The organism is Glaciecola sp. 2405UD65-10 (assembly GCF_048820975.1).
Taxonomy (GTDB): Bacteria; Pseudomonadota; Gammaproteobacteria; order Enterobacterales; family Alteromonadaceae; genus Glaciecola.
The window spans coordinates 234,697-250,140 of the sequence record NZ_JBMEUF010000002.1 but is presented as its reverse complement, the minus strand read 5'-3'; the positions used below and the strand labels follow the sequence as shown (position 1 = coordinate 250,140).

The 15,444-nt window shown below is 42.3% G+C and carries 12 protein-coding genes; 7 read left to right on the top strand and 5 right to left on the bottom strand.

Translation table 11 applies throughout. The annotated features are described in order from the left end of the window. Window positions 1-5: 5 nt before the first annotated feature. Window positions 6-728 (bottom strand): phasin family protein, encoded by a 723-nt coding sequence (locus ACOI22_RS13190; RefSeq protein WP_420672583.1) that lies wholly within the window; start codon window positions 726-728, stop codon window positions 6-8. A gap of 259 nt (window positions 729-987) precedes the next feature. Further along, window positions 988-1,416 (bottom strand): polyhydroxyalkanoate synthesis repressor PhaR, encoded by a 429-nt coding sequence (gene phaR / locus ACOI22_RS13185; RefSeq protein WP_420672582.1) that lies wholly within the window; start codon window positions 1,414-1,416, stop codon window positions 988-990. 144 nt (window positions 1,417-1,560) lie between these two features. Here phaR and ACOI22_RS13180 point away from each other — a divergent pair, with 144 nt between their 5' ends. From ACOI22_RS13180 to ACOI22_RS13165, 4 genes are all read left to right on the top strand, one after another. Then, the gene (locus ACOI22_RS13180) at window positions 1,561-4,431 is read left to right on the top strand and encodes a M14 family metallopeptidase (protein ID WP_420672581.1); all 2,871 of its coding nucleotides are present in this window, start codon (window positions 1,561-1,563) and stop codon (window positions 4,429-4,431) included. A 110-nt stretch (window positions 4,432-4,541) separates the two neighbouring features. Continuing rightward, on the top strand, window positions 4,542-5,216 hold the full coding sequence (locus ACOI22_RS13175; protein ID WP_420672580.1) for a nitroreductase family protein: 675 nt from the start codon (window positions 4,542-4,544) through the stop codon (window positions 5,214-5,216). A 161-nt stretch (window positions 5,217-5,377) separates the two neighbouring features. Continuing rightward, window positions 5,378-6,361, top strand: coding sequence for a YHYH protein (locus ACOI22_RS13170; protein WP_420672579.1), 984 nt, complete (start codon window positions 5,378-5,380; stop codon window positions 6,359-6,361). 48 nt (window positions 6,362-6,409) lie between these two features. Continuing rightward, window positions 6,410-6,934, top strand: coding sequence for a hypothetical protein (locus ACOI22_RS13165; RefSeq protein WP_420672578.1), 525 nt, complete (start codon window positions 6,410-6,412; stop codon window positions 6,932-6,934). A gap of 5 nt (window positions 6,935-6,939) precedes the next feature. Here ACOI22_RS13165 and ACOI22_RS13160 read toward each other — a convergent pair whose 3' ends face one another. Continuing rightward, a complete protein-coding gene (locus ACOI22_RS13160) occupies window positions 6,940-8,499 on the bottom strand; it encodes a GNAT family N-acetyltransferase (protein WP_420672577.1) in 1,560 nt (519 codons plus the stop codon). A 251-nt stretch (window positions 8,500-8,750) separates the two neighbouring features. Between ACOI22_RS13160 and ACOI22_RS13155 the strand changes: the two genes are divergently transcribed. After that, window positions 8,751-10,103 carry an MFS transporter gene (locus ACOI22_RS13155; protein WP_420672982.1) on the top strand — a complete coding sequence of 451 codons (1,353 nt, stop codon included), beginning with the start codon at window positions 8,751-8,753 and terminating at the stop codon, window positions 10,101-10,103. Between the two features lie 17 nt (window positions 10,104-10,120). On the opposite strand, the gene ACOI22_RS13150 is transcribed toward ACOI22_RS13155, so the two are convergent. Beyond that, on the bottom strand, window positions 10,121-10,564 hold the full coding sequence (locus ACOI22_RS13150) for a MarR family winged helix-turn-helix transcriptional regulator (RefSeq protein ID WP_420672576.1): 444 nt from the start codon (window positions 10,562-10,564) through the stop codon (window positions 10,121-10,123). Between the two features lie 124 nt (window positions 10,565-10,688). Here ACOI22_RS13150 and ACOI22_RS13145 point away from each other — a divergent pair, with 124 nt between their 5' ends. Then, on the top strand, window positions 10,689-11,117 hold the full coding sequence (locus ACOI22_RS13145; RefSeq protein WP_420672575.1) for an organic hydroperoxide resistance protein: 429 nt from the start codon (window positions 10,689-10,691) through the stop codon (window positions 11,115-11,117). A gap of 192 nt (window positions 11,118-11,309) precedes the next feature. Then, window positions 11,310-13,613 (top strand): TonB-dependent receptor, encoded by a 2,304-nt coding sequence (locus ACOI22_RS13140; protein ID WP_420672574.1) that lies wholly within the window; start codon window positions 11,310-11,312, stop codon window positions 13,611-13,613. Between the two features lie 54 nt (window positions 13,614-13,667). Here ACOI22_RS13140 and ACOI22_RS13135 read toward each other — a convergent pair whose 3' ends face one another. Continuing rightward, window positions 13,668-15,443, bottom strand: coding sequence for a PHA/PHB synthase family protein (locus tag ACOI22_RS13135; protein ID WP_420672573.1), 1,776 nt, complete (start codon window positions 15,441-15,443; stop codon window positions 13,668-13,670). Window position 15,444 lies beyond the last annotated feature (1 nt).

Here is a 15,444-nt window from a genome sequence, read left to right as displayed (position 1 = left end):
ATAGATTATGATTTACCTGCTGCTTTTACATCAGCAGGTGATAAATTGGCAACACTCTTACTGGCTGGTGTTGTTTCGGCTTTCACTTGGCTCTCGGTTTTCACCGCGCTCGCTTTTGTGTTACTTGCCGTTGCTTTTGCCGCGGGCTTAGCAGGTGTTTTAGCGGTGCTCTTTACTGCTGCTTTTGCTGCGGTTTTAGTGGCAGGTTTCTTTTCTGCCGACGCTTTGGCTTTTGTTGGCGCAGCTGATTTTGCAGGCGCAGTGTTCGCTTTTGCGCTAGTTTCTTTCTTTACAGCAGGCTTTTTAACGGGTGCTTTTTTTACCGCAGTGGCTTTAACGGGCGCTGCCGCTGTTACCGCTGATGCAGGCGGCGTATTTTGTGCGTCTTTAAAAGCAGCTTTGGTTTGCTCACTTACGCTTTCAAGGCTGCCTTTAACAATATCGGTCATTTCAGCGCGAATACCATTGAGTTCAGAGTAGGCCGTTTTTGAAACGCTGGTCATACGTTCTCTCAGTGATTCTGCGTATACTGACTGCGCCGCAACTATCCCTTTTAATTCGGTTTGATCAGACAAGGTGCTAAGCAACTTAACGCTATCATTCATAACACCAGAAAAGAATATGGTTTGCTGAGTTGATAGCAACTCTAAGGTTTTAGCATTCATGCCTAATAAACTTGTTGCAGGCTGCGCTGATTTTTTCATTTGTTCTGAAAATTTACCAAACATGTTCAATTCCTCAATATATTCAAATATGGAAGCAATAGCGCTTGTTCAATTTGCCACACAAAATGACGTTATTTTTTTCCGCTTATCTCATATATAACAAGCTATATAGGTAGGCGAACTCGTAATTGCTGCGCTGCAACATTGCGTATGTTCAAATAATAGACGATCTTTAGATAAGATCAAGGATTATTTTGCTGCACCGCAACAAAATACAAACGAAGGCATGGTTTTTTGAATTAATGTATTGAAACTGAAGGGTTTAATCTTTCTGCTTATTTTTATCGGGTGACCAAGCCGACATGTTTTGTTCCATCATTTTACTGAACATGGCAATGGGGGAGTTATCAACCATGTTTTTCATCACGCTTTGTACTTTTTCTTGTTGATTCATAAATTGCACAAGGCTCTGTTCTAAATATTGTCCAACATAAGGCTCCATGTCTGAATCGTAATAGCGTATTAGTTGCTTAAGTAACACATCGGTTAGCACCGATTGGCTATCGTTTGTTTCAGATTCAGTAATAATTTGCAGCAAAACGCTTTTAGTTAAGTTATCGCCAGTTTTAGAGTCAACAATGGTAAATTCACTATGATCATTAATTAAGGTTTTGATATAAGCTAAGTTGACATATTGACTGTTTACAGTGTCGTATAAACGTCGATTCGGGTACTTTTTAATAATAATCAAGGCTGCATCGCTATTTGAGTAAAGTTTATTATTTCATAGATTACAGCAATGCTTGAAGAAAGAGAAACCAACTAGTGAATGCTTTTTGTTTTTGTTGTATCGTAAATTTCACTATAAAAACAATAAACGACTGAGGGAATATTCATGTTTAGCTCATCCATAAAAGTGGCGGTGTTCAGCGCTTTGCTATGTACTAGTTCACTTGCCAGCTCTGGCTTGTTAATGAAACCTACTTATAACGCTGATATAGACTATCAAAAGCCAATACTCACGCATAATTACAATACAGCACTTACGCATCCTGATGAAATTCTTGGTTTTGAAGTGGGGCAACGCGTAGCAAGTCCTGCGCAAATAACTGAGGCCATTGGCGTGTGGAAAACACAAACTGATCGTCTTAAGGTGGTTGAGTATGCGCGTTCTCATGAAGGCCGACCACTTCACGCTGTGTTTATTTCAAGTCCAGAAAATTTGGCCAATATGGATAATATTCTAAGCAATATTGCCGCGCTGGCTGACCCACGTAAAACGAAAGATGGTGATGCTAATAACATTATTGATGGCCTACCCGCCGTGGCTTGGATGGCTTACTCAATACACGGTAATGAAACTTCGGGCGCTGATGCCGCATTAGCTGCTATTTATCATTATGGCGCGTCAACTGATAAAAGTACTACTGAATTATTGGAAAATACGATAATAGTCATTGACCCAATGATGAACCCAGATGGACGTGACCGTTTTGCAAAATCTTTAGAGCAATATCGCGGCAGTGCCCCAAATGTAGATGATCAGTCTTTATTGCATCGCGGCGACTGGCCTTACGGTAGAACCAACCATTACTTTTTTGACCTAAACCGTGACTTCTTTTATTTAACACAGCCTGAAACGCAAGGCCGCGTAAAACTTATTAATAAATGGCGCCCGCAACTCATGATAGATGGTCATGAAATGGGCCCACAAGATACTTATTTAATGGGGCCGCCGCGCCAACCCTTAAATACCAATATTGCCCCGAGCGTGCAAAAATGGGCACAAACCTTTTCGCTTGATCAAGGCGCGGCCTTTGACAAAGAAGGCTGGCGTTACTACACCGGTGAATGGTTTGAAAATTGGTATCCTGGTTATTCCAACTACGCTGAATATAGAGGCTCGGTGCACATTTTATATGAGCAATCACGCATGGCAGAAGATGGCGTTAGACGCCCAGAAGGAACCGTACAAACGTATAAAGAATCGGTGCATCACCAATTTATAAGTACCTTAGCGAATATAGAAACGCTAAATAAACATAGCAAAGCGATGTACAAAGATTACTGGCTTGACCGTAAAAAGGCCATGTCAAAAGACAGCCCTTATGCTGATACAACATACGTAATTCAAGCTACGAATAATCATAGCCGCTTGCGTACCTTGGCACAGAAGCTTCAGGCACAAGACATTGAAATTTACGTAGCGGATAAAGACTTAAGCCTTAAAAAAGCACAAAATCAAATGGGCGTGGAAAGTAAAGTAAACGTAAAACAAGGTGCTTTGCTTATTCCAGGTCGCCAACCAGAAGCTCGATTACTTGCCGCTATAATGGAATTTGATGCTGAACTCCTGCCGGAAACTATTACTCTAGAGCGCCAAAAATTGCTACGCGAAGGGCGCTCAATTATGTATGACACCTCGGCATGGAATTTAAGCATGATGTATGGCCTTGAAGCTTATACTGTGAAGGGGGAAATTAGTAAAAATGTATCTTTGTTTGAAGCGCAAACCTTAGCGCCTTCCTTTGCCGATCCTAAGGCCATTGCTTGGGCAGTAAACGGTGATGATGACGCTTCACTAGCTTTCGCGGCAAGATTAATGGAGCAAGGCGTACAGGTAAGAGTGATTGATAAGGCAACTGAGTTAGGACAGCATAAATTAGTGCGTGGCACAGTGGTGGTAACGACTACCGATAATCCCAATAATACTGATTTAATAGACTTATTGAACAGCACTGCACAAGACACCCAATTATCTATTAAAAGTATCTCTACAGGCTATGGCAAAGGCGATACGCCAGAGTGGGGAGGCGATCATTTTGTACTACTTGCCCAACCCAAGGTGGCTATACTGTCGCAAGCGGATACCAGTTCATATGATGTAGGTTCTACTTGGTGGAGTATAGATACCCATTTAGGGATTCGCCATTCACAGCTAGATATGAATAGCCTAAGCTACGTTGATTTGCGCCGTTACAATGTCATTATACTGCCCAATGCTTACAGTGTGCCTGACAAAACCGTTAATTTATTAAGCGAATGGGTAAAACAAGGCGGCACGCTTATTTCCCATAATAGCAGTTCAGCGGCGCTAGCGGCCAGTGACGTCACCCACGTTAGCTTGTTAGATAAAATGCTAGATAAAGCACAAGAGTTTGATACGGCTTTACAAAGACGCCTATTAGCAGAGCAGCCCTATACTAATATGAAGCAAGTGTTTGCTAGTGCTGTTTCTGATGAGCTAGCCTACCCTTGGGATGATGCACCACAACGCCTGAGTAAAGAAGCTTTAGAGCAGCGAAACAATTGGCAAAAAATATTTATGCCGCGCGGTGCTATGGTATTGGGCAGCGTTGATACCAAACACTGGTTAAGCTTTGGCAACAGTGCCACCTTGCCAATACTGTATGGAAGGTTCCCCGTATTGGTGGTACCTGAAAACGCAGAATCGGTGGTAAGCATAGGCGGATATTATGACGCACCTAAAGGCAAGGACGACAAAGAAGCTAAGGCCCTAGCTTGGTATAGTGTACCTAAAGGTAAAGAGTTGCATGTTCGTATGAGTGGATTGCTTTGGCCGGAAGCGGCACAGCGTATCGCAAATTCAACTTACTTAAGCCGCGAAAGTCATGGCATGGGGCAAATTATTATGTTTGCCGGAGAGCCCATATTTAGAGGGGCAACCTTAGGTACAAATCGCTTACTATTAAACGCCATTGTTTATGGGCCAGGTTTTGGAACCCAAGCGCGCATAAACTTATAGCCTAGCAAATAAGATGTCCGCCAAAGCCCCATCCTTTGTGCTTTGGCGGAGTCAAAGTAATGTAAAACATTGGCTAACTAACCCAAAAATCCGAATTGCTTGGAGGCAACATGAGCGAAGAAATGCATTCCCCACTATCTGACTTTATTACTTACCCAGAAGCTGAAATGTTAGAAAGATCAGAGAACTACCTAAATGAGGTAAAGCGCCGCCATAGCATTCGAAAGTTTAGCAACAAAGCTGTGCCCCGAGCCATAATAGAAAACTGTATTAAAGCGGCAGGTACTGCGCCAAGTGGTGCCAACCATCAACCTTGGCATTTTGCGGCGATTAACAGCACTGATATAAAGCGGCAAGTTAGAGAACAAGCTGAAATTCATGAGCAAGGCTTTTACGAGGGCAAAGCGGGCGAGGAATGGTTAAGCGCGTTAAAGCCTTTGGGAACCGATGCGAACAAACCGTTTTTAGAGCATGCGCCTTGGTTAATTGCTGTTTTTTCACAAAAAAAAGGCGGTATTGATGAAGGTGATCAACATACTAACTACTATGTGCATGAGTCAGTGGGCCTCGCTACCGGCTTTTTATTAAATGCACTTCATCACAGTGGCCTAGCCACCTTAACGCACACCCCCAAGCCCATGCAATTTTTAACGAAAATATGCCAACGGCCTGACACCGAGCGGCCATTTATGTTAATAGTAGTGGGGTATCCGGCTGATGATGCCACAATTCCCCATCATGCTAAGCGTAAAAAAGCGCTGAGCAGTATTGCTACCTTTTTATAGTTTACTAGCATTGGTTTTAACGCATAAAGTGGCGCAATCACCTTAATTTACATTGCGTAATTAAGGCGTAAATTCGTTGTATCTGCGCAAGTTCTCAACATTCATACGGTAAATTGCTGCACACTCAGCTTTGTGTTTAAAACCTATGGAAATATTGGCTTATGCATTATCAAATTAAACGTCCTAAAGTCCCTTGCTTGTTTACTGCTATGGCTTGCAGTATTTGGTTGTTGGCGGCCTGCTCAAGTGATACTGAAAGTAACGACGCAAGCATTCTAGACAGTGAAAGCACCACGCAAACAGGTACACAAAGTGACGCGCTTACCGCTGATGTATTATGTGATTATAGCAACGATACATACAATGATTCTGCTTCAGTTCAAGCATATAGCACAGCTTACTGGACATGCACCAGCACTGAGCGTGAGCTTACGTCTAATGCTATTCCTGATCATGAAGTGGGTGAATTTCCTAACCCGCAAAATCCAAATACCATTAGTGGCCAATCGATTAACGCCAGTATGACCTTAAGCCCGGTTGAAGCAGGACGAAGCACCGAATTAGGTGGTCCGCGCGGAGTAACAGGCTACGTGCTTAACGGTGTTAAAATAGATGCCGGTACTGGCGGAAGTTGTGATGATTACGGCACCGCATGTAGCTTAGGCGACAATAGCGGCGCGTGGAGCATTGAAGCTTTGGGACAAAGCCATTTTGATTTTGGTACTGATAGTAACAACGCCCATGTACAGCCTACCGGTGAGTATCATTACCATGGTATGCCTGAGGGATTTATTGAATTGCGAGGAGGTAACAGCTCTTCCATGACCTTAATTGGCTGGGCCAGCGATGGATTTCCCATATATGCGCGCTATGGTTATAGCATTGCTGATGACGCAAGCTCGCCAATAGTTGCAATGCAGGGAAGCTATCAACATATAAGTAATGTGAGTGAGTCACGCCCATCGGTTGATGATTACGCTATGGGCACATTTGCTCAAGACTGGGAATATGTTGAAGGCTCAGGTGACTTAGACGCATGCAACGGAAGATATGGCGTTACCCCAGAATTCCCCGACGGCATATTTCACTATTTCGCCACCGACACATACCCGTATTTTCAGCGCTGTGTTTCAGGCTCAATATAAAAATGGATATTTTCCATAACAATTTTTAATAACAATAAGAGAGCGTTGATGACATTTCGACTTATTAGAAACAGCCTAGTACTGCTTATTGCGATTGTGTTGAGCACGTTCTTTTACAGCACTGCAGCTTTGGCGCACTTGATGGTGGCACAAAAAGGCACGCTGAATATTGCTGAAAACAAAGCATATATGGTGCTATCGGTTCCTATTACTGCCCTAAATGGGCTAGATACGAATACCGATGGCAAGGTAAGCATGATTGAATTTAACAAACAACGGGGCAAAATAATCGAAACAATACGTGAGCGTGTGAGTTTACGTGACGCCTCGGGTGAATTTAAGCTAAATGGCTTACGCTTATTACCTTCATTAGAGCACCATGACGAAATTCAGTTAGTCATAATGGGTATTTTTCAACTCAAAGATGAACGTAAAGAACTCCGTTTTAGCGCTCGCTTATTTGGCACTCAAGAAGATCAGCAGCGTTTAGATATAACGGTAAAAGACAAAGCCCAAGGCCTGAGCCAAAGCTTTGTCTTGAGTCCAATGAATTATACTCAGCTTATTTTATAAGCTAACTACTTTTCACCTATCCATTGCACGCGATATAAATCACGGCGTTTATCAAGGTAATTACGCACTGAGCCTTCGTTTCTTAGCTTAGTTAATTTGTCTAAGTCTAGGTCAACTATTAGCATCATCTCGGTATTTGGGGTTGTTTCTGACACAATTGCATCATGAGGAAAGGCAAAATCAGAGGGCGAGAACACAGCGGTTTGTCCATATTGAATATCAACGTTGTCAACTTTTGGTAAGTTCCCTACACTGCCTGCAATGGCTACGTAACATTCGTTCTCAATGGCACGGGCTTGGGCGCATCGGCGTACTCGCAAATAACCGTTTTTTGTATCTGTCCAAAAAGGTACGCACAAAATTTGTATTTCTTCTTCTGATAACAAGCGTGACAACTCGGGAAATTCTACGTCATAGCATATTAAAATCCCTATTTTACCAAAGTCAGTTTCAAACGCGGTTAGCTTATCACCCCCTTTCATAAGCCAGCCGTTTTTCTCGTAAGGCGTAGGATGCAGTTTGTACTGACTTTCGATACGTCCATCACGATGGCACATGTAGGCAACATTAAAAAGTTCGCCATCTTCAATTAAAGGCATAGAGCCGGCAATAATATTAATGTTATAACTAATAGCGAGTTCAGAAATTGCGGTGAGTAATTCTTCTGTGTACTCGGCTAAATGCCATATGGCATCAATAGGCTCTTCTGAAGGGCTAAGACCCATTAAAGGCGCATTATAAAACTCTGGCAGTACCGCTAAATCACACTTGTAGTCTGACAGCGCATCAATAAAGTATTCTACTTGCTGTAAAATTTCCCCTACGTTCTCAAAATAACGCATTTGCCATTGCACAAGGCCTAGGCGGGCACTGGAATATTTACTATCAAGTAATGAGGGTTTTTCGGCATCGTAGTACATATTGTGCCATTGCAGTAAGGTTGCGAACCCTTTTGATGCTTTATCTTCGGGCAAATATGCTTTTAGTAGCTGTTTTACCTCAAAGCCATTTTTCATTTGAAATGACAAGGTAGGGTCGTAAATTTCTTTTTCTTTTACCTGTTCAATATATTCAAACGGCGTCATCTTGCTGGCGTATTTAGAGTAGTTGGGGATTCGCCCGCCCGCCATGATGCTTTTTAAATTTAAGTTGCGGCATAACTCTTTGCGCGCTTCGTAAAGGCGCCTGCCTAAGCGCAGCCCACGGTATTCTGGGTCAACAAAAAAGTCTACGCCATATAGCACGTCACCTTTAGGGTCGTGCGTGGTTATGTATGCATCGCCGGTAATTTCTTCGTAGGTGTGTTTGTCACCAAATTTTTCGTAATCAACAATCACCGAAAATGCGGCGGCAACAATTCTGCCTTTATCTTCAATGCATATTTGGCCGTCAGCGAAGGTGGTGATTTGAGCTTGGTAGCGTTTTTTAGTAAAAGCGCCTCCGTCATTTCTATATACAACATCCATTAAGGTTTTGATGGCATCAAAATCTTTTAATGTTAAATGGCGCAATTCAATATGGTGCTCTGTTTCTTCAATTGAATTATGGGGTTTGTCGTCGCTCACTGCAGTCTCCAAAGGCTTACCTTATAGAATTAATAAGGCATGGTAGTGGTATAAGAACATGATAGGATTTTTAAACTGTATCATTAAATTTCAATGTAATAATAGTATTGTTTTAGCTCTGGGGTTTATAATTGCCATAATCAACTTGCATGCACCTGCAAAGGCGTCGGTATTTTGCATGAGTTCGCCATTCTCTTTGTCTTTCATCAGTTTTATTAGGAAGTATCATTAAACATTTTCCACGCTTTTCGATCACTACATTCGCACTGATTGCCGTTTGTGCCGGTTATTTAATTGCACCAATGGGTATGGCGGCTGTTAACGTAGCTATTCCCGCCCTGGCTGCCGACCTACATGCCAGTGCAAACAAGGTGAGCTGGCTACCCACCTTATACATTTTAAGTAATGTTGCCTTAATGCTGCCTTTTGGCAAGCTTGCTGACAACTACGGGCGCAAACGTATGTTTGTTTGGGGTTTGGCTTTAAACGCATTGGCTGCTTTTATGTGTTCTATTGCCACAAGTATTGACGCCATATTGTTTTGGCGCCTAGTGCAAGGAGCCGCTGGTGCCATGATATTTGGGACCGGCATTGCCATTATTACGGCTGTTACACCTAACAATAAGCGCGGTACTGCTTTAGGCATTGTGGCGTCATGCGTGTATGTAGGTTTAACGCTTGCCCCGGCTATTGGCGGTTGGCTGACCGAACTGTTAGGCTGGCGTTCGGTTTTTTACTTTCAAATTCCTCTGGTAATTGCCTTATTGATTTTCATTAAATTCAAGCTTCTAGGAGAGTGGAAAAACGAACATCACTCACGTTTTGACTGGATTGGCTCAATCATATTCATTACTTTTGCATGCACCTTGGTATATGGCATGAGCGCACTACCTAGTATGCTTGGGTGGGGCTTATTGGGCTTGTCATTACTCTGCTTAGGTGCCTTTATTGTGCACCAAAGTAAAGACAAACAACCGCTTATTCGCGTACAAATGTTTCTAGAAAGCCGAGTGTTTAGCCTCTCGTTATCAACGTCATTTTTAATGTACGGCAGTAACTTCGCTATCCTGTTTTTACTTAGTTTGTATTTGCAGTTTATTAAGGGGTATAGCCCTTCTTATTCAGGGCAAATCTTGTTGATCCAAGCCTTATGTATGGCAATTATTGCGCCCATAGCTGGAAAATTATCTGATAAGTTTCAGCCTAGGATAATTGCCACAACGGGCTGCCTTATTGTGGGCATAGGGTTTATAGTGCTAAATCAAATTAGCCCTGCAAGTTCGGCAAGTGATATTGGTATTGCGCTTGCCTTAATTGGAACAGGCTTTGGCTTGTTTTCCACGCCTAACAATAACGCCATTATGGGCTCGGTAAGCGAGCAAGAAGTGGGCGTTGCATCAGCTTCAATGAATTTGTCACGTACTATAGGTAACTTAGTCGGTATGAGCTTGGTAAATTTAATGATGCACCATTATTTGGGAGATGAAAAACTCTCTAGCGCGCAAAATGATGCCTTAATGCAAACTATATCTTTAGCGCTGGTCATGTCATTATGCTTTGTACTTGTTGCTTGTGTATTTTCTGCTATTCGAGGCAAGCAATAGCTATAAGCCATACATTGCTATTGTTCAGATTCATTTAAGTCAGTTACTACTATATCGAGCAAGTCCATTAATTGTTGTGCTTGTTGCGCATCAATGTGAGTGAAGCGGCATTTTATTTTCTCAGGAATATCGTTTGCCAAGTCTTTAAGCGCTTGGCCTTGCTGCGTAAGCTTCACGAAGCGTTTACGTTTGTCATGCTTATAGGGCACTATTTGCAGTAGCCCTTTACCTGTCATTTTTTTTAATATTTGCGTCATAGCGCTGCCATCAATAGCGGTTCGCTCTAATAGGCAAGCAATGCTAATTTCATCTTTTTCCCATAAAGCCATCATCACAATATACTGCGGGTAGGTAATATTGAGGGCCTGTAAAGGTTCACGATAAGCACGAGTAATACTATTTGACGCCATGTATAGGCGATGACACATTTGCTTGCTTAAGTGTAAGTGTGGATGCGACATAATTTTCTCCTGAGCAATAATGATAATTTGCATGCAAAATATTTGCAAATCTAAATTGTTTGCGATATTGTTTTGCATGCAAAGTAAATTCACGGTGCAAACTTAGTTAACCTATGGAGTATTTATGAACGTATTACAAAATGTAGCTTACACAGCAAAAGCAACGGCAACAGGTGGGCGAGAAGGCTCAGCAAAATCAGATGATGGCCGTTTAGATGTTAAACTATCAACCCCTAAAGGCTTAGGTGGTGATGATGGACAGGGCACCAACCCAGAACAATTATTCGCAGCTGGTTATGCCGCATGTTTTATTGGTGCGCTTAAGTTCGTAGCCGGTGAAGCAAAAGTAAGCCTACCAAGTAGCACCCATATTGATTCAGAAGTGTCGATTGGTGCAATTGATGGCGGTTTTGGAATTGCCGTTAAGTTGGCTGTATCATTAGGTGATATGGACAAAGCACAAGCGCAAGAATTGGTAGATAAAGCGCATCAGGTTTGCCCTTATTCAAATGCCACGCGCGGTAATATTGCAGTAGAGTTGTCACTTATTTAGCGGTAACTAATATACTTCAATAAAACTAGGCTTGCTCATCAATATTGTTTGAAGAGCAAGCCTACCTTCCTAGTCTCTGTCATCAAACTGACATCAAAAAGCCATCTAAATTAAATAAATCAATAACATAACTGAAATGTAAAACGCGCAGACTACGCCACTTTAATTATTCCCATAATGGAGCAAGGTGAAATGGCTAAGGTCAGTTGTAAAGTAGCGCTGGTTAGCGCAGTGGTTTCTTCAGTATTATCTACTGCACATGCACAAGAAATTGAAGAAGTGGTGGTTACCGCGCAAAAGCGTGAGCAGTCAATTATGGAAGTGCCCGCTACTATGGATGTTATTAGTGGTGCATTTTTAGAGCGCACGAACACCTTAGAGTTAGATGACTTATCACGCGTATTACCCAATGTTGTGATTCAAGAACAAGCTGTTAGCTTGCCATCATTTAACGTACGCGGTATTACCGACGACACCTCTTCAATTTCAACCACGCCGCGTATTTCGGTGTATCAAGATGGCATTGATATAAGTAAGAAAACCGTAGCAAGTGCCGCCTTGTTTGATGTTGCCCGAGTAGAAGTGCTAAAAGGCCCGCAGCCAACCTTATTTGGTGCTGCCGCGGCAAATGGTGCGGTTAGCATTATTTCTAACTTGCCAAGTGATCAGCAAGAAGGGAAGTTAAAGCTAGGCTATAACTCTGAGCAAGGCACAGAATTACAAGTGATGTTTAACCAGCCGCTTAACGACCAACATAGCTTTCGTGTGGCAGCCCTATACCGTGAAATGGACGGCGTAGTAAAAAACAATGCCTGTGGCGACAACGCATATAACACAAGTGGATATGTCATTAACCATTTAGGTGAAGAAGTCCCCTGTACTGGCAACAATGATTTAAACGGTGTGTCTGTACAAGCAATACGTGCCACCTTACGTTCAGAATTTGACAAGCTCGAAGTAATTACACGGGTAGCTTACGAATACAACGATCAACCTGGTATTTCGTTTAAATCAGGATCGGTAGCACCTAAAGACGGTGACACCAGCCCTTATTCAAATGCTGAATTAGGCCTAGGGCCTTTGCTAGGTATTGAGCGCACATTGGCTTCATTCGATATTGCCGCAACTTATGAACTTAATAAGGAAGTTAGTATTAGTGCTGACGCCTATTACAAAGACGTTGACCTTCAAGAAGGTTTTGATGCCGATGGCTCAGGCTTGCGTATTCAAGATGCATATTTTGAAAACGACGCTAAGTTAAAAGGCGCTTCTGCGCGTATTTTGTATGACAATCAAAAAGATTTTGCTGGCTTTATTGGTGTATCTACCAGCAACGATGAATCGGTTTTACCGTACTATGTAATGGTAGATCCTTCTGTTCGCGGTACTTTTGATGCGGTACTGGCTAATCTAGAAGCGGCGTTTCCAAACATACCGCTTAATCAAAATGTGGCAACAGATGCTAGCTTGGCTGACATCGAGTCTTTACGAAATAACTTGGTAAGTTTTTTGTTTGACGAAAACGGCAACCCAGTATCTATTGATGGACTGCCTGAAAACTTAACGCAAGGACCGTTTGTATTTGAGGCCGAAATAGACATTAACTCTATTGTGGCCGAGGGTACATACGATATTACAAACGACTTAAGCCTTACGGCTGGTGTGCGTTACTTAGACGAAAAGCGCTTTACAAGGAACTTTGGGGCGTTTGAAGGCGAGGGTAACTTTACCGCTACTTTACCGCGCTTCGCGCTTAATTACGCATTGAATAATGACTGGACTACGTACTTCAACTACGCGCAAGGCCGTCGTTCGCCGGTGGTAAACTCAGGTGCTGGTGGCGTTGATATTACAAAAGCCGAAATTGTAGATAGCTTTGATGTAGGTGCCAAGTATCAAGCAGGTAAAATTACTTTTACCGGTGCGCTTTTTACTTATTCTTACCAAGACTATCAGCAGTCATTCACTGACCCAAACACTTTGCAAAGCATTACTGTTACGGTAGGTGACTCAAGAATGTCAGGGCTAGAGGCGACGCTTAATTATATGCCTTCTAGCACCCTTATGATGACCGCTAGTTTAGGTTTGCTTGACGCTAAATTTGCAGATGAAACGTCGTCGGGCGAAGCGTTTGAATATGCGGGTAACCGTTTCCGTTTAGCGCCTGAAGTAAGCGGTGCATTTAATATTAATAAGATATTTAATATTAATGAGTGGGAATTAGAGGCTGATTGGTTGATGAGTTATCAATCGGAAGTGTTCTTTGAAAGCAGTAACTACCCTGGCTTATCACAAGATGCTTACTGGTTAGTGGATGCCTCGGTAAAAATTAAGCCAAGCGCTACATCTTCTTATTCTGTAGAGCTTTACGCAGATAACTTGTTTGATGAAGAGTTTTTAATTGATGCCGGTAATACAGGCGGTGGCTTGGGTATTCCTACCTTTGTTCGCGGTATGCCACAAATTTACGGCTTACGATTCAATTTAGATTTTTAAACTCACAAAGTTTATATCGAGTGAAAAAGGGCGCTTTTAGTAAAGCGCCCTTTTTTATTGCAATACCTTTAAAACATACTCTCCAGGTGCGTCACCTAGTGGCGGTAAATTTTCACAGGCGCCAGGTTGCGGTGGTTTAATGCGTTTACCCGACATAGGCTTCAGCCATTTGTGCCAGTCAATCCACCATGAACCTTGGTGCTGGGTAGCGCCGTCAAACCACTCTTGCGCAGTGCTAGGCAAAGCGTTGTTCGTCCAATGAGGATACTTCCCTCCCTTAGCGGGGTTAATTACCCCAGCAATATGCCCCGAACCACCTAATACAAAACGTGTATTGCCACCCACTAACTTGGTGCCCTCATATGCGCTTTGCCATAGGACAATATGATCAGCCACGGTATTTAAAAAATAAACCGGTACATCAATATTGGCTAAATCAATTGCTACCCCGTCAATGTTAATACTGCCAGGCTTACACAGTTTGTTTTCCCAATACGTTAAATGCAAATATTGCTTAAAACAACTCGCGGGAATGTTGGTAGAATCACTGTTCCAATACAAAATATCGAAAGGAGCTGGGTCTTTTCCTTTTAGGTAATTATCAATAAAAAATGACCAAAACAAGCTGTTCTCGCGCAGTAAGCTAAAACTCATAGCCATTATACGGCCATCAAATACGCCTTTAATATCAGCGTTTTGCTCAATCATGCTTAGCATATCGGGTGACAAATAGTTAGCCACTTCACCGGGCCGTGAAAAATCTAACAAGGTGGTTAATAAGGTCAGCGAGTTTACGCTTTCATCGCCTTTAGCCTTAAGGTATGCAGCGCTTAATGCAGAAAGTGTTCCGCCAACACAAAAGCCTGTGAGGTTCACTTTATCTTTGCCCGTTATTTCTTTTATTACATCCATTGCCTCGAGTGGGCCTTGGCGCATGTAATCAAAAAAGTCTTTTTCGGCCAGTTCGGCATCAGGGTTAATCCATGAAATCATAAATACAGAATGGCCGCTATCAAGTAAGCCGCCTGCGAGTGATTTGTCTTCGGCTAAATCCAATACGTAATACTTATTAATAAAAGGAGGTGTAACAAGTACGGGCACTTCATGGCAGGTTTTCGTTTTAGGCGTGTAATGTAAAAGCTCAATCAGCTCGTTTCTATATACGACCTTGCCCGGCGTACAGGCTAAATTCTTTCCTAAAGTAAACGATTTTGTATCGCTTTGACGCATTTTGAAGGCTTCAAGGGGGCTTTGTTCTAAATCTTCTAAATAAGCTTGCATGCCTTTCAAAATACTTTGCCCTTCGGTTTTTAATATTTCTTCACATACCTCGGGGTTAGTCAGTACAAAATTAGTGGGAGATAACGAATTTAGGTATTGGCGAGTAAAAAACTTGGCTTGCTCAGCGTCTTTAGGATCTTCAAATTCCACGGCATCTACCATATTAGTAATCATATCAACGTTAATTAAATAAGACTCTTTTATATAGTTAAACACCGGGTTGCTTTCCCAATCTTGATGGGCGAAACGTTTGTCGGGTTTTCTATTTGACGCCGGCGTATTAAGCTCTTCCCCCATCATCGCTTTCGTTGCACGTTGCCATAAATCAGTTTGTTTTTGCATGTATTGCATTTGTTGTTCAAAAAGCTTGCTTGGATCAAGGCGAGTATTACCGGCTAATAGTTTCTGTAGTTTTTCTAAATCACCTAATAGCGGGCTTGATTGCTCATTACCTGTGCTGGCGCGCTGAATAATATCTTGTGCTACAGAATTAAAGATTTTTGCGTACTGCTCAATGTATGCTAATACTTGTGTGTTATTGTTTTCCATG

Excerpts from the sequence above, each read along its gene's own strand:
- ACOI22_RS13135 (WP_420672573.1), bottom strand. The coding sequence starts at position 15,443 with ATGGAAAACAATAACACACAAGTATTAGCATACATTGAGCAGTACGCA.
- ACOI22_RS13140 (WP_420672574.1), top strand. The coding sequence starts at position 11,310 with ATGGCTAAGGTCAGTTGTAAAGTAGCGCTGGTTAGCGCAGTGGTTTCT.
- ACOI22_RS13190 (WP_420672583.1), bottom strand. The coding sequence starts at position 728 with ATGTTTGGTAAATTTTCAGAACAAATGAAAAAATCAGCGCAGCCTGCA.
- ACOI22_RS13175 (WP_420672580.1), top strand. The coding sequence starts at position 4,542 with ATGAGCGAAGAAATGCATTCCCCACTATCTGACTTTATTACTTACCCA.
- ACOI22_RS13150 (WP_420672576.1), bottom strand. The coding sequence starts at position 10,564 with ATGTCGCATCCACACTTACACTTAAGCAAGCAAATGTGTCATCGCCTA.
- ACOI22_RS13165 (WP_420672578.1), top strand. The coding sequence starts at position 6,410 with ATGACATTTCGACTTATTAGAAACAGCCTAGTACTGCTTATTGCGATT.
- ACOI22_RS13145 (WP_420672575.1), top strand. The coding sequence starts at position 10,689 with ATGAACGTATTACAAAATGTAGCTTACACAGCAAAAGCAACGGCAACA.
- ACOI22_RS13170 (WP_420672579.1), top strand. The coding sequence starts at position 5,378 with ATGCATTATCAAATTAAACGTCCTAAAGTCCCTTGCTTGTTTACTGCT.
- ACOI22_RS13180 (WP_420672581.1), top strand. The coding sequence starts at position 1,561 with ATGTTTAGCTCATCCATAAAAGTGGCGGTGTTCAGCGCTTTGCTATGT.